At 66.5% G+C, this 16,584-nt stretch carries 16 protein-coding genes and 1 tRNA gene; 13 read left to right on the top strand and 4 right to left on the bottom strand.

What is annotated here, in order from left to right:
- Positions 1–129: 129 nt before the first annotated feature.
- A complete protein-coding gene (locus A5622_RS03210; RefSeq protein ID WP_197507937.1) occupies positions 130–1,002 on the top strand; it encodes a sensor domain-containing protein in 873 nt (290 codons plus the stop codon).
- Positions 1,003–1,027: 25 nt separating this feature from the next.
- Here the strand turns inward: A5622_RS03210 and A5622_RS03215 are convergent, their stop codons facing one another.
- Positions 1,028–1,399, bottom strand: coding sequence for a nuclear transport factor 2 family protein (locus tag A5622_RS03215; RefSeq protein ID WP_066873594.1), 372 nt, complete (start codon positions 1,397–1,399; stop codon positions 1,028–1,030).
- A gap of 68 nt (positions 1,400–1,467) precedes the next feature.
- Here A5622_RS03215 and A5622_RS03220 point away from each other — a divergent pair, with 68 nt between their 5' ends.
- Both A5622_RS03220 and A5622_RS03225 read left to right on the top strand, forming a co-directional pair.
- On the top strand, positions 1,468–2,004 hold the full coding sequence (locus A5622_RS03220) for an NUDIX domain-containing protein (RefSeq protein WP_066876618.1): 537 nt from the start codon (positions 1,468–1,470) through the stop codon (positions 2,002–2,004).
- Between the two features lie 142 nt (positions 2,005–2,146).
- On the top strand, positions 2,147–2,587 hold the full coding sequence (locus A5622_RS03225) for a hypothetical protein (protein WP_197507938.1): 441 nt from the start codon (positions 2,147–2,149) through the stop codon (positions 2,585–2,587).
- A gap of 35 nt (positions 2,588–2,622) precedes the next feature.
- Here A5622_RS03225 and A5622_RS03230 read toward each other — a convergent pair whose 3' ends face one another.
- The gene (locus tag A5622_RS03230; RefSeq protein WP_066873600.1) at positions 2,623–2,910 is read right to left on the bottom strand and encodes a DUF732 domain-containing protein; all 288 of its coding nucleotides are present in this window, start codon (positions 2,908–2,910) and stop codon (positions 2,623–2,625) included.
- 206 nt (positions 2,911–3,116) lie between these two features.
- Complete coding sequence (locus tag A5622_RS03235; protein WP_066876619.1) at positions 3,117–3,809, bottom strand: glycoside hydrolase; 693 nt, start codon at positions 3,807–3,809, stop codon at positions 3,117–3,119.
- An 86-nt stretch (positions 3,810–3,895) separates the two neighbouring features.
- Between A5622_RS03235 and A5622_RS03240 the strand changes: the two genes are divergently transcribed.
- A complete protein-coding gene (locus tag A5622_RS03240) occupies positions 3,896–4,396 on the top strand; it encodes a nitroreductase family deazaflavin-dependent oxidoreductase (RefSeq protein WP_066873606.1) in 501 nt (166 codons plus the stop codon).
- 172 nt (positions 4,397–4,568) lie between these two features.
- Positions 4,569–5,561, top strand: a complete 993-nt coding sequence (locus A5622_RS03245; protein ID WP_232002837.1) for an SAM-dependent methyltransferase — start codon at positions 4,569–4,571, stop codon at positions 5,559–5,561.
- A gap of 626 nt (positions 5,562–6,187) precedes the next feature.
- Here A5622_RS03245 and A5622_RS03250 read toward each other — a convergent pair.
- Positions 6,188–6,260: transfer RNA gene (locus A5622_RS03250), tRNA-Arg, on the bottom strand.
- 126 nt (positions 6,261–6,386) lie between these two features.
- On the opposite strand from A5622_RS03250, the gene argS reads away from it, so the two are divergent.
- The 8 genes from argS (at position 6,387) to prfA (ending at position 16,555) form a co-directional block, all read left to right on the top strand.
- Entirely contained in the window at positions 6,387–8,051 is a 1,665-nt protein-coding gene (argS, locus tag A5622_RS03255) for an arginine--tRNA ligase (protein ID WP_066876620.1), read from the top strand.
- 56 nt (positions 8,052–8,107) lie between these two features.
- Positions 8,108–9,466: a diaminopimelate decarboxylase gene (lysA, locus tag A5622_RS03260; protein WP_197507939.1), complete on the top strand. Its 1,359-nt coding sequence runs from the start codon at positions 8,108–8,110 to the stop codon at positions 9,464–9,466.
- Positions 9,467–9,470: 4 nt separating this feature from the next.
- Positions 9,471–10,796: a homoserine dehydrogenase gene (locus A5622_RS03265; protein WP_066876622.1), complete on the top strand. Its 1,326-nt coding sequence runs from the start codon at positions 9,471–9,473 to the stop codon at positions 10,794–10,796.
- Positions 10,793–11,875, top strand: a complete 1,083-nt coding sequence (gene thrC, locus A5622_RS03270) for a threonine synthase (protein ID WP_066876623.1) — start codon at positions 10,793–10,795, stop codon at positions 11,873–11,875. Before A5622_RS03265 ends, thrC begins: the two co-directional genes overlap by 4 nt.
- A 41-nt stretch (positions 11,876–11,916) precedes the next feature.
- The gene (thrB, locus tag A5622_RS03275; RefSeq protein ID WP_066873644.1) at positions 11,917–12,852 is read left to right on the top strand and encodes a homoserine kinase; all 936 of its coding nucleotides are present in this window, start codon (positions 11,917–11,919) and stop codon (positions 12,850–12,852) included.
- 266 nt (positions 12,853–13,118) lie between these two features.
- Positions 13,119–14,972, top strand: a complete 1,854-nt coding sequence (rho, locus tag A5622_RS03280) for a transcription termination factor Rho (protein WP_066873621.1) — start codon at positions 13,119–13,121, stop codon at positions 14,970–14,972.
- A 179-nt stretch (positions 14,973–15,151) separates the two neighbouring features.
- Positions 15,152–15,382, top strand: a complete 231-nt coding sequence (rpmE, locus tag A5622_RS03285; protein ID WP_066873624.1) for a 50S ribosomal protein L31 — start codon at positions 15,152–15,154, stop codon at positions 15,380–15,382.
- A 99-nt stretch (positions 15,383–15,481) separates the two neighbouring features.
- Positions 15,482–16,555: a peptide chain release factor 1 gene (gene prfA, locus A5622_RS03290; protein ID WP_066876624.1), complete on the top strand. Its 1,074-nt coding sequence runs from the start codon at positions 15,482–15,484 to the stop codon at positions 16,553–16,555.
- Positions 16,556–16,584 lie beyond the last annotated feature (29 nt).

Here is a 16,584-nt window from a genome sequence, read left to right on the forward strand (position 1 = left end):
CTGTGGTGGCGCCGGAGTGCGCCGTCGGCTGGCCGGTCTGCCTGTTGCCCAGCGTCGCCCACAGCGCCCGCCCAACCGTCCGCTCGCCCGCCGTCGGACGAGGTGAACACGCTGGCCACGCTGTCGGTTGTGTTTGCGTTCCTGCTTGCCCCGGTGGGAATCGTGTTGGGCCACTTCGCCATCAAAGACATTCGCCGGCGGGGCGAGCGCGGCCGCAATCGGGCGCTGGTTGGACTGACCCTGTCGTACGCCTTCACCGTGATCGCCGTGGTTGCGCTGGCGCTGTGGGCGACGCTGGGCAACAGGCAGACCGGCCAGCCGACGGCGCACTCCGGCGCCACCACAGCCGCGGCGAAGCCGAGCGCCACCGCCGCCGCGCCGCCGGAACCGTCGGTGACCCCCGAAGGCCTACAGTCGCTGGTGCTCACCGGGGAAGACGTCGCCGGCCTGATCAAGGCGCCCGGCATGTACGTCAACAAGACCTGGACGCAAACGCACGAACTGCAGCCCGGCGACAGCTTCGATCCCCCGGAATGCACCGAAGCGGTGTTCAACGGCTTGACAGCGTCCTATCGCGACAGCGGTTACCGCGCCATCTACGGCGTCGACCTGGGGCAGCACACCAACGGTTTCCCGCACGGGGTTTCGGAGTTCGTCGCGACGTTCGACAACGCCGCGGCCGCAAAGGGTTTCGTCGCCGGCGCCATCAACCACATCAACGGTTGTGCCGGCAGGCAGTTGACCTACTCGCACGGCGGCATCTCCGGCATCTACAGCGTCGGGACGCCGGTGCAGACCGGCCCGGTGACGTCGGTGCGCAGCACCCTGGGGACGGTGCAGGACAACGGGCGGACGACCGACGTCGGCGGCCAGCACACCAGCGCGTTGCGGGCCCTGGCGGCCAAGGCCAACGTCGTGGTCGACGTCGACGTCATCGGACGTGATCTCGGCGACGACGCCGCCGCCCTCGTGCAGGGCATCCTGGGCCGTATCCCGAGTTGAGCGGGCTGCCAACAGGATTGGCGGGCTACAGGACCCGAACGTCTGCCGGTGACCAGAACGCCCGCATCGACGTGATCTTGGCGTCCCCGTCGAACGACATCGTCGAAATGGGCGAGATCCGGGTGCGGCTGTCACCGGCGTCGAGCGTCAGATGCCAGAAGAAGGCGGCCTCGCTGCCGCCGATCCGTATTTCGGCGAGTTCGGTGTCCTTCTTCGCGTCCTGAAACCCCGTGTAGAAGGCGCGGATGGCATCATGCCCGCGGCGGATGTCGGAGCCGATCGGGTCCTCGATGGTGGCGTCGTCGGCGTAGAGCGCCACGATGTCGTCGGCGGTGCCCGTGGCGACCAGCGCGAGGTAGCGATTGACGGTCTCGGTGATGGCTTCTGGCGACGGCATAACTTCGGACGCTACTCCTCGCCGTCGCCGCGGTATGAGTTGCGGTATTCCCGGCAATACTGGCGGGCGTGACTTTCATCGAATGCCTGGCGAGCCGGGAGATCTACCGCAACCCGTGGATGGTGCTGCGCGAGGACGACATCCGGCGCCCGGACGGCAGCGAGGGCATCTACAGCGTCGTCGACAAGCCGGCCTATGCGCTCGTGCTGCCTTATGACGGGCATCGCTTCCGGCTGGTCGAGCAGTTTCGCTATCCCCTCGGCGAGCGGCGTTGGGAATTCCCCCAAGGCACCGCTCCCGAACTGGCCGACGCCGAACCGGCCGAGCTCGCCGAGCGCGAGCTGCGGGAGGAAACCGGCCTGCGCGCAACGTCGTTCGAGGCACTCGGCCAGCTCGACGTCGCACCGGGAATGACCAGTCAGCGGGGTTGGGTGTTTCTGGCCACCGGCATCGCCGAGGGAGAAGTCGAGCGCGAACATGAGGAGCAGGACATGCGCAGCGCGTGGTTCTCGCGCGACGAGGTCGAGCGGATGATCCGCGAAGGAGTCATCGCCGACGCGCAGTCGGTGGCCGCCTACGGGCTGTTCTTGTTGCGAGCGCGGTGAATCCGCGCGACAGCACCGCGATCGTGTCCGCGCCGAGATCGCGCCGCGTCCTCGAATGCCCACCATTGACGCAATGCTGCCGGCGTCTCGGGTAGGTGCGGTGCTCACAGCCGTCACCACGTTGGTCGTCGGCGCATCCGGCATGTCTGCGAACGCGATGTCGCCCTCGTGGAACGGCAGATACTCGTTGGTGAGGTACGCGGCCAGTAAATCCGGCACCAGCGTCGCGGCGAAACAAGCCGAGCCGACCTTCAGCGCCGACTACGTCTTCACCACCGCGTGCTCGTCGGGCAGATGCGTGGCCACCGCTACCAACGGCCCCGCACCGAAGAACCCGACGTTGCCCCAGCCTTCGCACTACGCGTGGGACGGCGCCAAATGGGTCGAGCGCTTTGACTTCCAATGGGATTGCTATATGGGCGAGGGTGTTCCGAAGGTGTGGGCACCGGCGCGGTCGTGGGCCTTCTACGCACCGCAGGCCGACGGATCGCTGCGTGGCACGTGGCACACCGACATCAGCGGCGGGCCCTGCGGTGGGTCCGTCGAAATGCCGGTGGCGGCGTTCGCCGCCGGATCGGCATGACGGAGACGCCGTCGCGACGACGCCTCAGGGATTGATCAGGGGCAGTAGTTCGATTCCGCGGCGCTCACGATGGCCGTGGCGTCCCCGTAGTTGAAGGAACTGTTCAACCCGGAATGAACGTCGGTGGCCAGCTCGTCCGGGGTCTTGCCCGCGGCGCGATCCGAGCAGATGGCGTGGCCCAGCGAGATCAGCGTGCCTTCGCCGCCCGGCTGCCACACCACGCCGATCTTCTTCAGTTGACCCAGGTATCCGTCATCGTCGGCGGCGGCGACCCCGCTACCTACCGTTAACGCGGCAGCAACGACCGCCGGAATACATAACATGCGCAACCCGCAAACAGCCTTCACGCTCGGCTCCTTCTCCTCGGTGAGGGTGATAACGGCCTCATTATGCGGTGTGCGGTGCGGTATTGCGCGACGAACAGCAAAAGCTGGCGAACCGGCACTGAGCAACTGTGTCCTGTGTCAGCAATCAAGGATGACTTCCGTGGCAACGGGCCAACCCCGCTGCCGGGTAACGATTGAGCGGATCAGTCCGTCGGGCCCGAGGTCATGGAGGCGATGTAATAGGTTTCGTGCCCGGTCGGATAGCCGCCGCCGCCGGTCGCGATATGGACGTGGTCATAGTGGTCGGCGGTCTCCGATCCCAGGTCGGCCATCCAGTTGCCGCCGCCGACGCCCGGGTAGATCTTCTGGCGCCAGATCACGTGGTTGATGCCCCATCGTTTCGCGTTCGCCAGGGCGTAGCCGGCGATCTGGTTGCCGAGCTCGATGCCTTCGGGGGAGTGGTAGTTCGGGATCATCACGTCGATGGCCAGCCCGTTGGGATGCCACGGCAACGGGTCCTCGCGGTATCCGTAGATGGTCTTGATCTGGGGGAAGAGGACGGTGATGACGCGGGCGGCCCAGATGGTCTTGACCTGCAACCGTTCTTCGGATCCCACGCTGTGCGGCAGGGCGAGCTGGAATTGCTGGCCGGCGGACGGGGCGGGCGGTGCCAGAGCCGTCAGCGATTCGATCTCGGCCGGACTGGCGGGGCGCGGCCCCCTGGCGGGCGGCGCCGGGGCCGGCGCACTGGTGGTGGGGCTCGGCGCCGCCACGGGCGTCTCGACGCAGCAACGCGTCTTGGTTCCCTGCGCGTGGATCATCGCCGCGGAGACGACGAGCGACGCCGCGACCGCCAGCCAGCGCCCCCGACCCTTGGCGAACACCTTCACGCCCACGACCAGCAGCTTAATGTCGTCTGTGACTCATGGGGCGCGTTTTCACATTGCTTGTTCAGCGCGGGCGAGCGCACCAGAATGACACCATGCCCGGGCGATCATTCGATGACGCGAATGCTTTTCACCGAACGATGCGCCGCTTGGCGTCCACGACGGTGGGTGTGGCGCTTCTTCGCCCGACGGCGCACCACCTCGATCGCCTGGTCGCCAAGGCCACCGGTGGCCGGAGGAGCTTCGCCGAGGTCGCGACCGGCATCCCGGCGGTCATGCTCACCACCACGGGCGCCAAATCCGGTGAGTCGCGCACCGTCGCCGTGTACGGGATCCCGCACCCGGACGGCCTGGCCCTCATTGCGTCCAACTTCGGCGGTACCAGGCATCCGGCCTGGTATCACAATCTGAAGGCCCATCCGCAGGCGACGGTCGCGGTCGGCGGCGACACCTGGCAGGCCACCGCGCGCCTGGCCACGCCACGCGAGCGCGACGAGATCTGGGCCAAGGGCCTCGAGCTGTATCCGGGCTGGCGGAAGTACGAAGTGCGGTCCGGAAATCGGCAGATCGAGGCGTTCGTGCTGACGCGAAGCTGACTGACTCGCACCGTTTCAGCTGGTAGCAAGGGTGCCCCCGGCAGGTGAGAAGTTGGGCGCTGACCTGTCGGAGCGTGCCCTGGCCGAACTGGGCTGCACCTACCAGGGCCGACATACCGGAACTTCGTTCGATTGAGCGAACTGATGCCGCTCGGGCGCGATGCCTGCGAAGATGCGTCTGGAAGACCAGAGCGGATCGAAAGGCTATGCGATGGCTAGGTCTGACGACGACACCTGGGATATATCTGCTAAGAGCGTCGGGTCGACGGCGTTGGGCGCTGCCGGGTCTCGCGCCAAAGAAACCGCCAGCGAACGGCCCCTAGTCCGCGATCCTTACGCACAACTGTTCGTGGAAGTGGCGGATGCTCAGGGCCTCATGTCTCCTCTCTATTCCGACGACGACGTGCTCGCGCGACTCGAAGACATCGATCCGTTGCTCGTGCGTCAGTTGATGGCCCAATCGGCCTACGTCGCTTCACGCACGAAGTGGTTCGATGACTTTTTCGCAGCGGCACAAGCTGCGGGCCTTCACCAAGCGGTCATATTGGGTGCAGGGTTAGATACACGGGCATGGCGGCTGCCGTGGGCCAGTGATAGCGCCGTCTTCGAGATCGACCAACCAGAGGTCTTAAAGTTCAAGACGCAGGTGTTGCTTTCCCATAACGTTCAACCGACCTGTCGATATGTCCCGCTCGGGGTCGACTTACGTAAAGACTGGCCGAAAGCGTTGTGCGATAAGGGCTTCAACCCACAGCTGCCAACCGCGTGGACCGCCGAGGGTCTATTGGCTTATCTGCCTGCAGATGCTCAGGACCTGTTATTCGAACGCATCCAAACGTTGAGTAAACAGGGCAGTCGCATCGCCGTTGACGTAACCGGCGCGGAGTTCTTCGAACCGGAGAATCTCACCCGTTTGTCGGCGTGGTTCGGCGGTATGCGGGAATCGTTTCGTCAGGCTGGCACAGAGCTGCCCGACATGCCAGGCATGTGGTTCGACGAGGACCGCAGCGACGTTAGGGAATGGCTACAGGGGCGTGGCTGGCACGTTGACTCAATCAATGTGCACGACCTTATCGCGAGCTACGGTCGTCAAAGGCCCGAGGAGGAGAGGACCGGCATTCCGCTGTGTGACTTTATCTGCGGGGTCCTAGGTGGGGGTGGGTAACGGATCGATCGAATGGCAGCCTTACGCAAGTGCTAGCCAATTTTGCCGATCATGCATTTAGAGGGTTCGTGGCTGACGTCGACGTATGGTCAATTCTTCGGCGACACATATAACCGAGTTCAGGAACCGTGTTTCTCTTGCGAACGAGCGGCTGTTGATTTCAATCACACTCTCAGCTGAAATTACCCGATCTAGGTGGATTTGTCCCCCTATGAATTTTCCGTCTGCGATGAATTGGCGGACGGTGATGGGAAAGACGTTTAGCTGTTCGGTGGCTTTGGTCGTTGAAATGAGTTGACCTTTGGACTCTTTGATCCCTGAAGATGGCTGATTGAACAGCCAACGCTCTAAGGGCGGATCTACCAGGACCGCCAGCGTTTTCGCGTGATTTGAATTTCCTACCACCGAATTCGGCGCTCACGGGTGGCGCATTATGGCGGTAGCCACATTGCGAGAATAGCAGAGTGCGCAAAGTGCGTGACGTGTCGCGGACACTGGGAACGCAGCTTCCAGCAAACGAATCTAGCTAGGGCAAATCGTGGCCGGATAGGTAGGCCGTACAGGACGGTCGCCGTAGCAAGCTTTAAAGCACTGTCTAGCAGGTCTTTCGATTCCGCCAGTTACAGTGCCCCCGGCAGGATTCGAACCTGCGGCCTTCTGCTCCGGAGGCAGACGCTCTATCCCCTGAGCTACGGGGGCGCACCAAGTACCTGTTGCGCCATGGGGCTTTCGAACAAGCACGGACAGACTAACGCATCCAAGCGGCCGCCCCATCACCGCAATGGATTCGGGGTGGGGGCGCACCAGCCAATAGGATGGACGCTCGTGACCCCCGCTGACCTGGCTGAGCTGCTCAAGACCACCGCCGCCGCGGTGTTGGCCGAGCGCGGGCTCGATGCTGCCGCGCTGCCGCCGACGGTCACCGTGGAACGTCCCCGCAATCCCGAGCACGGCGATTACGCCAGCAACCTGGCGCTGCAGCTGGGCAAGAAGGTCGGTGCCAACCCCCGCGACCTGGCCGGATGGCTCGCCGAGGCGCTGGCCTCCGCCGCCGGCGTCGCGTCGGCCGAGGTGGCCGGACCCGGCTTCATCAACCTGCGCCTCGAGGCTTCGGCGCAGGCCGTCGTCGTCACCAACGTCATCGACGCCGGCGACCGATACGGCCACTCCGACGCGCTGGCCGGACGCAACATCAACCTGGAATTCGTCTCGGCCAACCCCACCGGGCCGATCCACATCGGCGGGACCCGCTGGGCCGCCGTCGGCGACGCGTTGGGGCGGCTGTTGGCCACACAGGGCGCCGCGGTGGTGCGCGAATACTATTTCAACGACCACGGCGCGCAGATCGACCGGTTCGCCAGCTCGCTGATCGCCGCGGCCAAGGGCGAGCCCACCCCCGAAGACGGGTACGCGGGCGCCTACATCAACGACATCGCCGCTCAGGTGCTGCAGAAGGCGCCCGACGCGCTGAGCCTGCCCGACGACGAGATGCGCGAGACCTTCCGCGAGATCGGCGTCGACCTGATGTTCACCCACATCAAGGAGTCGTTGCACGAGTTCGGCACCGACTTCGACGTCTACACCCACGAAGACTCGATGCACACCAAGGGCCTGGTCGACCAAGCCATCGGCAGGCTGCGCGAGACCGGCAACATCTACGAGAAGGACGGCGCAACCTGGTTGCGCACCAGCGCCTTTGGTGACGACAAGGACCGCGTCGTCATCAAGAGCGACGGCAAGCCCGCCTACATCGCCGGTGACATCGCCTACTACCTGGACAAGCGCCAGCGCGGGTTCGACCTGGCCATCTACATGCTGGGGGCCGACCACCACGGATACATCGCCCGGCTCAAGGCCGTGGCGGCGGCGTTCGGCGACGACCCGGCCGCCGTCGAGGTGCTCATCGGGCAGATGGTCAACCTGGTCCGTGACGGCCAGCCGGTCCGGATGAGCAAGCGGGCCGGAACGGTGATCACGCTGGACGACCTGGTGGAGGCGATCGGCGTCGACGCGGCGCGCTACAGCCTGATCCGCTCCTCGGTGGACACCCCGATCGACATCGACCTCGCGCTGTGGTCGTCGGCGTCGAATGAAAATCCGGTCTATTACGTGCAATACGCGCATGCCCGACTCTCGGCGCTGGCCCGCAACGCGGCCGAACTCGGCCTGATCCCCGGCGGCGCCGGTTTTGAAGGCCACCTCGAGTTGCTCAGCCACGACAAGGAGGGGACGCTGCTGCGCACCATCGGCGAGTTCCCGCGGGTGCTCGACACGGCGGCCACCTTGCGCGAACCCCACCGGGTGTGCCGGTACCTGGAAGACCTCGCCGGCGACTACCACCGGTTCTACGACTCCTGCCGGGTCTTGCCGCAGGGCGATGAGCAACCGAGCGACCTGCACACCGCACGCCTGGCGCTGTGCCAGGCGACCCGCCAGGTGATCGCCAACGGCCTGGCGATACTGGGCGTCACGGCTCCGGAGCGAATGTGAACGTTCACCCCGCCGGTCCTCGGCACGCCGAAGAGGCCCGCCACGCCGAAAGCCCGCTGCGGCCGCAATCCCCCGAGGAGTTGCTGCTGCTGGCGCCGAACGTGTGGCCGCGCAACACAGTTCGCAATGACGATGGAGTCGCCGCCATCGCGGGAGTCCCGGTGACCGACCTTGCCCAGGAGTACGGCACCCCGCTGTTCGTCGTCGACGAGGACGACTTTCGGTCCCGCTGTCGCGAGATCGCGACCGCCTTCGGTGGCGGCAAGAACGTGCACTATGCCGCCAAGGCGTTCCTGTGCAGCGAGATCGCGCGCTGGATCGACGAAGAAGGGCTGTCGCTCGACGTGTGCACCGGCGGTGAACTGGCCGTCGCGTTGCACGCCAACTTCCCACCGGATCGGATCACCTTTCACGGCAACAACAAATCCGTCGTCGAACTGACGGCGGCGGTCAAAGCCGGTGTCGGGCATGTCGTCTTGGACTCGATGATCGAGATCGAGCGCCTCGATGCCATCGCGGCCGAGGCGGGCATCGTCCAGGACGTCTTCGTTCGTCTCACGGTCGGCGTCGAGGCGCACACCCACGAGTTCATCTCCACCGCGCACGAGGACCAGAAGTTCGGCCTGTCGTTGGCCAGCGGTGCGGCCCTGGACGCCGTGGGCAAGGTATTCGAGACCCAGCACCTGCGGCTGGTGGGTCTGCACAGTCACATCGGTTCGCAGATCTTCGACGTCGCCGGCTTCGAAATCGCCGCGCACCGGGTCATCGGCCTGTTGCACGACGCCGCGGAGCGGTTCGGTGTCGACAAGACGGCGCAGATCTCCACCGTGGATCTCGGTGGCGGGCTTGGCATTTCCTACCTCGCCGCCGACGATCCGCCGCCGATGGGTGAGCTGGCCGCCAAGCTGAGCGCGATTGTGCGCAACGAGTCGGCGGCCGTCGGACTGCCGACCCCGCGGCTGGTGGTCGAGCCCGGGCGCGCGATCGCTGGGCCGGGCACCATCACGCTCTACGAGGTGGGCACCGTGAAGGACGTCGACGTCAGCGCCACCGCACACCGGCGCTACGTCAGCGTCGACGGCGGTATGAGCGACAACATCCGCACCGCCCTGTATGACGCGCAGTACGACGCCCGGCTCGTCTCGCGGCTCAGCGATGCGCCGGCGGAGTTGGCTCGTGTCGTCGGAAAGCATTGCGAGAGCGGCGATATCGTGGTGCGCGACACCTGGGTTCCCGGCGATCTGCGGCCCGGCGACCTGCTCGGGGTGGCCGCTACCGGCGCCTACTGCTATTCATTGTCGAGCCGTTACAACATGATCTGCCGCCCCGCCGTCGTCGCGGTGCGCGACGGCCGCGCGCGTCTGATCTTGCGGCGCGAGACGGTCGACGATCTCCTAAGTCTGGAAGTGAGGTGAAACTGTGCCCCGTGACGAAAAGCCGGTCGGTGTAGCGGTACTCGGGTTGGGCAACGTCGGCAGCGAAGTTGTCCGAATAATCGAGGACAGCGCCGATGACCTTGCCGCCCGTGTCGGCGCACCCCTGGTGTTGCGTGGCATCGGAGTGCGCCGCGTCGCCGATGACCGCGGTGTCCCGGTCGAACTGCTCACCGACGACATCGAAGAGCTCGCCGCGCGCGACGACGTCGACATCGTCGTGGAACTGATGGGGCCGGTGGAACCGGCCCGCAAGGCCATCCTGTGCGCCCTCGAGCACGGTAAGTCGGTCGTCACCGCGAACAAGGCGCTGCTGGCCACCTCCACCGGCGAGCTGGCACAGGCCGCCGAAAGCGCGCACGTTGACCTGTATTTCGAGGCGGCCGTCGCGGGCGCCATTCCGGTCATCCGCCCGCTCACACAGTCGCTGGCCGGCGACACGGTGCTGCGGGTGGCCGGCATCGTCAACGGCACCACTAACTACATCTTGTCCGCGATGGACAGCACCGGCGCCGACTACGACACGGCGCTGGCCGAAGCCAGCGCGCTGGGCTACGCCGAGGCCGACCCCACCGCCGACGTCGAGGGCTACGACGCGGCGGCCAAGGCCGCGATCCTGGCGTCCATCGCCTTCCACACCCGGGTGACCGCCGACGACGTCTACCGCGAGGGCATCACCAAGGTCACCCCGGCCGACTTCGAGTCGGCCCGGGCCCTCGGTTGCACCATCAAGCTGCTGTCCATCTGCGAGCGCATCACGACCGACGATGGCCAAGAACGGGTTTCGGCGCGCGTCTATCCGGCGCTGGTGCCGCTGTCACACCCGCTGGCCACGGTCAACGGCGCGTTCAACGCGGTGGTGGTCGAGGCGAAGGCCTCCGGCCGGCTGATGTTCTACGGTCAGGGCGCCGGCGGCGCGCCGACCGCGTCCGCGGTGGCCGGTGACATGGTGATGGCCGCGCGCAACCGGGTGCTGGGCAGCCGCGGGCCGAAGGAATCCAAGTACGCCCAACTGCCCATCGCACCAATGGGTTTCATCTCCACGCGCTACTACGTCAGCATGAACGTCGCCGACAAGCCCGGCGTGCTGTCCTCGGTCGCGGCCGAATTCGCCAAGCGCGAGGTGAGCATCGCCGAAGTTCGTCAGGAAGGCGTCGCGGACGAGGACGGACGACGGGTGGGCGCCCGCATCGTGGTGGTCACCCACAGCGCCACCGATGCCGCGCTGTCCGAAACCGTGGAGGCGCTGGCCGATTTGGACGTCGTGCAGAGCGTGACCAGCGTGCTGCGACTGGAAGGGACCACCCTATGAGCGCCCCGCGCACCGCCGTCCACAAACCGTGGCCGGGTCTCATCGAGGCCTACCGGGACCGGTTGCCCGTGGGCGACGACTGGACCCCGGTCACCCTGCTCGAGGGTGGCACCCCCCTGATCGCGGCGCGTCGGCTCTCGGAAAAGACCGGCTGCAGCGTGCATCTCAAGGTCGAAGGCCTCAATCCCACCGGCTCGTTCAAAGACCGGGGCATGACGATGGCGGTCACCGATGCGCTGGCGCGCGGCCAGCAGGCGGTGCTGTGCGCGTCCACCGGAAACACCTCGGCGTCGGCGGCGGCCTACGCGGCGCGCGCCGGCATCACCTGCGCGGTGCTGATACCGCAGGGCAAAATCGCGATGGGCAAGCTCGCGCAGGCGGTCATGCACGGCGCCAAGATCATCCAGATCGACGGTAACTTCGACGATTGTCTGGAGTTGGCCCGCAAGATGGCCGCCGACTTCCCGACCATCGCCTTGGTCAACTCGGTCAACCCGGTGCGCATCGAGGGCCAGAAGACGGCGGCGTTCGAGATCGTCGACGCGCTGGGAACCGCGCCCGACGTGCACGCCCTGCCGGTCGGCAACGCGGGCAACATCACCGCGTACTGGAAGGGATACACCGAGTATCACCACGAAGGGCTGATCGAGAGGTTGCCGCGCATGCTGGGCACCCAGGCGGCCGGTGCGGCCCCGCTGGTGCACGGCGCGCCGGTAAAGAACCCGGAGACCATCGCGACCGCCATCCGCATCGGCGCGCCCGCGTCGTGGACGGCGGCCGTTGACGCGCAGCAGCAATCGAATGGCCGGTTCCTGGCCGCGACCGACGAGGAGATCCTGGCCGCCTATCACCTGGTGGCCGAGTCCGAAGGCGTGTTCGTCGAACCGGCCTCGGCGGCCAGCATCGCCGGACTGCTCAAGGCCGTCGACGACGGTTGGGTGGCCCGCGGGTCGACGGTCGTGTGCACGGTGACCGGCAACGGCCTCAAGGACCCCGACACCGCGCTGCGCGACATGCCGACCGTGACCCCGCTGCCGGTGGATCCGGGCTTGGTGGTCGAAAAGCTGGGGCTGGCCTGACAAATGTGCGCGCTCGCAACGAAGGGCTGTTGATGACCCCGATGCTGCCCGCGGGGCTGGTGGCCAGCGCGGTGGTGTCGGCGTCCAGCGCCAACCTCGGTCCCGGCTTCGACAGCATCGGCCTGGCGTTGAGCCTCTATGACGAAATCACCGTCGAAACAACCGATTCCGGCTTGGTGGTGTTGGTCGAGGGCGAGGGGGCGGGTCAGCTGCCGGTAGGTCCGGAGCACCTGGTGGTGCGTGCCGTGGAATGTGGGCTGCGGGCCGTCGGGGTCCGCGCACCGGGCCTTCTGGTGCGTTGCCGCAACGCCATCCCGCATTCGCGCGGGCTCGGCTCGTCCGCGGCCGCGGTGGTTGGCGGGCTGGCGGCCGCTAATGGCCTTGTCGCACAGGCGGATTCAAATCCCCTCAGCGAGACCCAGCTGATCCAGCTGTCCTCGGAGTTCGAGGGTCATCCCGACAACGCGGCGGCCGCCGTCCTGGGCGGTGCGGTCGTGTCGTGGGTGGACCGCGGTGGTGATCGCCCCGCGTACGCGGCGGTGCCGCTGCGACTGCACCCCGATATCCACCTGTACTCCGCGATTCCCGAGGAACGCTCGCTCACCGCGGAGACCCGCGTGCTGCTGCCCGCGCAGGTCAGCCACGAGGACGCCCGCTTCAACGTTAGTCGCGCGGCGTTGCTGGTGGTGGCGCTGACCGAGCGCCCCGACCTGCTCATGGCGGCGACCGAGGACGTGTTGCACCAGCCGCAGCGCGCACCGGCCATGCCGGCCTCGGCGGAATATTTGCGGCTGCTGCGGCGTCATAACGTTGCGACGACGCTCTCCGGGGCCGGACCATCGCTGATTGCGCTGACCACGGCGTCGGAGCTCCCCTCCGAAGTGGTGGAGTACGGGGCGACACACGGATTTGCCATCACCAAAATGACGGCTGGCGAACCTGTTCGCTGGAGCCCGGGGGTCACCGTCGTCGGTTGATCCACAGGGTGGCCGGAGGGTTTGCTTGCTTCCGACAGGGATGGGGGCTATCCTCGGAGCCGTCCAGCAATCGCAGCATCTGCATCTGCATCCATACTGCCTTGCCGCTAGGACAACACCAATTCTTCTTGTGGACGAGGTTCGCCGTTTACTCCGCCGATCCAGGCGATCACCGTTGCAGAGTCGATGATTGGGCGCACTCGGCAATTGCCTGAATGCAACGAACCCCCCGTATGACCTGATCAGCGGGGGAAGAAAGGAAATCCGTGACTGATACGGACCTGTTCACGGCTGGCGAAAACACTGACGCCAATCAACTGTCGAACGCCGTGACTGACACTCCAGACGCGAAACCCGCCGTCTCGGGAGGTGCACTGTCCACGATGGTGCTGCCCGAGCTGCGCGCGCTGGCCAATCAAGTTGGCGTCAAAGGGACGTCGGGCATGCGTAAGAACGAACTGATCGCCGCGATCAAAGAAGTCCGGGGACAGGCCAATGGCGTTCCGGCCAATGGCACCAAGACCGCTGAGGACAGCGGCAAGTCGGACATCAACGACAACGCCAAGAACGGCACCGACAGCGCAGAAGCGCCGGCCGCCAAGGGCGACCAGAACGGCGCCAGCACCGAGACGCCCCGCCGCGAACGACGCGGCGCCTCCCGCGAGGCCGGTTCGGCCGGCCGCGGCAACGACGAGGCCGACCGCGAGGGCTCGGGCGGCCGTGACGGCGCAGCCACCGGTGAGGCCGAGCGGCGCCAGAAGCCCAAAAACGACAACCAGAACGACGACCGCGGCCAGGACGGCGGCGGCAACGACCAGGATCAGAACTCGGGCGGCCAGCAGGGCCGCGGCGGCTCCAACCAACAGGACGACGACGGCGAGGGCCGTCAGGGCCGGCGGGGACGCCGCTTCCGCGACCGCCGCCGCCGGGGCGAGCGATCCGGCGAGGGTGGCGACACCGAACTGCGCGAGGACGACGTCGTCCAGCCGGTAGCCGGCATCCTTGACGTTCTCGACAATTACGCCTTCGTGCGCACCTCCGGCTACCTGGCCGGCCCGCACGACGTCTACGTGTCGATGAACATGGTGCGCAAGAACGGCCTTCGTCGCGGTGACGCCGTCACCGGCGCGGTCCGCGTGCCCAAGGAAGGCGAACAGCCCAACCAGCGGCAGAAGTTCAACCCGTTGGTGCGACTGGACAGCGTCAACGGCGGCTCGGTCGAGGACGCCAAGAAGCGTCCCGACTTCTCCAAGCTGACGCCGTTGTACCCCAACCAGCGCCTGCGTCTGGAGACCACCAGCGACCGGCTGACCACCCGGGTCATCGACCTGATCATGCCGATCGGCAAGGGCCAGCGCGCGCTGATCGTGTCGCCGCCCAAGGCCGGTAAGACCACGATCCTGCAGGACATCGCGAACGCGATCACCAAGAACAACCCGGAATGCCACCTCATGGTCGTGCTCGTCGACGAGCGTCCCGAGGAGGTCACCGACATGACCCGCTCGGTCAAGGGTGAGGTCATCGCGTCGACCTTCGACCGGCCGCCGTCCGACCACACCTCGGTCGCCGAGCTGGCGATCGAGCGGGCAAAGCGGCTGGTCGAGCAGGGCAAGGACGTCGTCGTGCTGCTGGACTCGATCACCCGCCTCGGGCGCGCGTACAACAACGCGTCGCCGGCGTCGGGCCGGATCCTGTCCGGTGGTGTCGACTCCACCGCGTTGTACCCGCCCAAGCGGTTCCTGGGTGCGGCCCGCAACATCGAGGAAGGCGGATCGCTGACCATCATCGCCACCGCGATGGTCGAGACGGGCTCCACCGGTGACACGGTCATCTTCGAGGAGTTCAAGGGCACCGGTAACGCCGAGCTGAAGCTGGACCGCAAGATCTCCGAGCGGCGGGTCTTCCCCGCGGTCGACGTCAACCCGTCCGGTACGCGCAAGGACGAGCTGCTGCTCTCGCCGGACGAGTTCGGCATCGTGCACAAGCTGCGCCGCGTGCTGTCGGGGCTGGACTCACACCAGGCCATCGACCTGCTGATGTCGCAGCTGCGCAAGACGAAGAACAACTACGAGTTCCTGGTCCAGGTGTCCAAGACGACCCCCGGGATGGACAACGACTAACCCGGTCCGCCGGCGGCCGCGACACGTAAACCACGCACCCGACACGCCGCGTGCGATCGTCGTGGTCTATGTCTCGCGCCGGCCACCCACGGGCCGGGAATGCCAGGGGGCGTCCCCGTGTTTTGGGAGGACAGGGGTTGACCTGGCATAATCACGCTCGACACGATCGAAGAGGAATCATGAAAGCTGACATTCACCCCGCCTACGCGGAGACCACGGTGCTCTGCGGTTGTGGCAACACCTTCCAGACGCGCAGCACCAAGGACGGCGGCCGCATCGTCGTCGAGGTCTGCTCGCAGTGCCACCCCTTCTACACCGGCAAGCAGAAGATCCTGGACAGCGGTGGCCGGGTGGCCCGCTTCGAGAAGCGCTACGGCAAGCGCAACGCCGGAGCTGCTGCCGACAAATAGCTCGGATACCGACGCCCGAACTGTGCGACTCCTCGCACGGGCCGGGCGTCGGTTTGCGTTTGTGGCAACGACGGGCGAAACGGGGCAGGAGGTAAGGCAGTGACCAAACCGGTACAGACCATAGACGTGCTGCTGGCCGAGCACGCCGACCTCGAACGCCGGCTGGCCGACCCCGAATTGCACAGCAATCCCGACGAGGCGCGCAAGGCCGGACGCCGGTTCGCCCGGCTGGCCCCAATCGTGGGCACCTACCGCAAGTTGGCGGCCGCCCGCGACGACTTGGAGACGGCGCGAGAGCTGGCCGCCGACGACGCCTCCTTCGCCGCCGAGGTCACGGATCTGGAAGCCCAGGTGGCCGAGCTGGACACCCAGCTCACCGACATGCTGGCCCCGCGCGACCCGCATGACGCCGACGACATCGTCCTCGAAGTGAAATCCGGTGAGGGCGGCGAAGAGTCGGCCTTGTTCGCCGCCGACTTGGCGCGGATGTACATCCGCTACGCCGAGCGGCACGGCTGGACCGTCACCGTGCTGGATGAGACCACCTCGGATCTGGGCGGCTACAAGGACGCGACGCTGGCCATCGCCAGCAAGGGCGACAGCGCCGACGGGGTCTGGTCCCGGATGAAATTCGAGGGCGGAGTGCACCGGGTGCAACGCGTCCCGGTGACCGAATCCCAAGGCCGCGTTCACACTTCGGCGGCCGGCGTGCTGGTGTATCCCGAACCCGAAGAAGTCGGCGAGGTGCAGATCGACGAGTCGGACCTGCGCATCGACGTTTACCGCTCGTCGGGCAAGGGCGGCCAGGGCGTCAACACCACCGACTCCGCGGTGCGCATCACGCACCTGCCCACCGGCATCGTCGTCACCTGCCAGAACGAGCGCTCGCAGCTGCAGAACAAGGCCCGCGCCCTGCAGGTGCTGGCCGCCCGTCTGCAGGCCCTGGCCGAAGAGCAGGCGCTCGCCGATGCCTCGGCGGACCGGGCCAGCCAGATCCGCACGGTGGACCGCAGCGAGCGCATCCGCACCTACAACTTCCCGGAGAACCGGATCGCGGATCACCGCATCAACTTCAAGTCGCACAATCTCGATCAGGTCCTCGACGGTGACCTGGACGCCCTGTTCGACGCCCTGGCCGCCGCCGACAAGCAGAGCCGGCTGCAACAGGCATGACGTCGCGCGACGATGCAGAGTGAAACGAT

Source organism: Mycobacterium sp. 1245801.1 (assembly GCF_001673055.1).
Classification (GTDB): domain Bacteria; phylum Actinomycetota; class Actinomycetes; order Mycobacteriales; family Mycobacteriaceae; genus Mycobacterium; species Mycobacterium europaeum_A.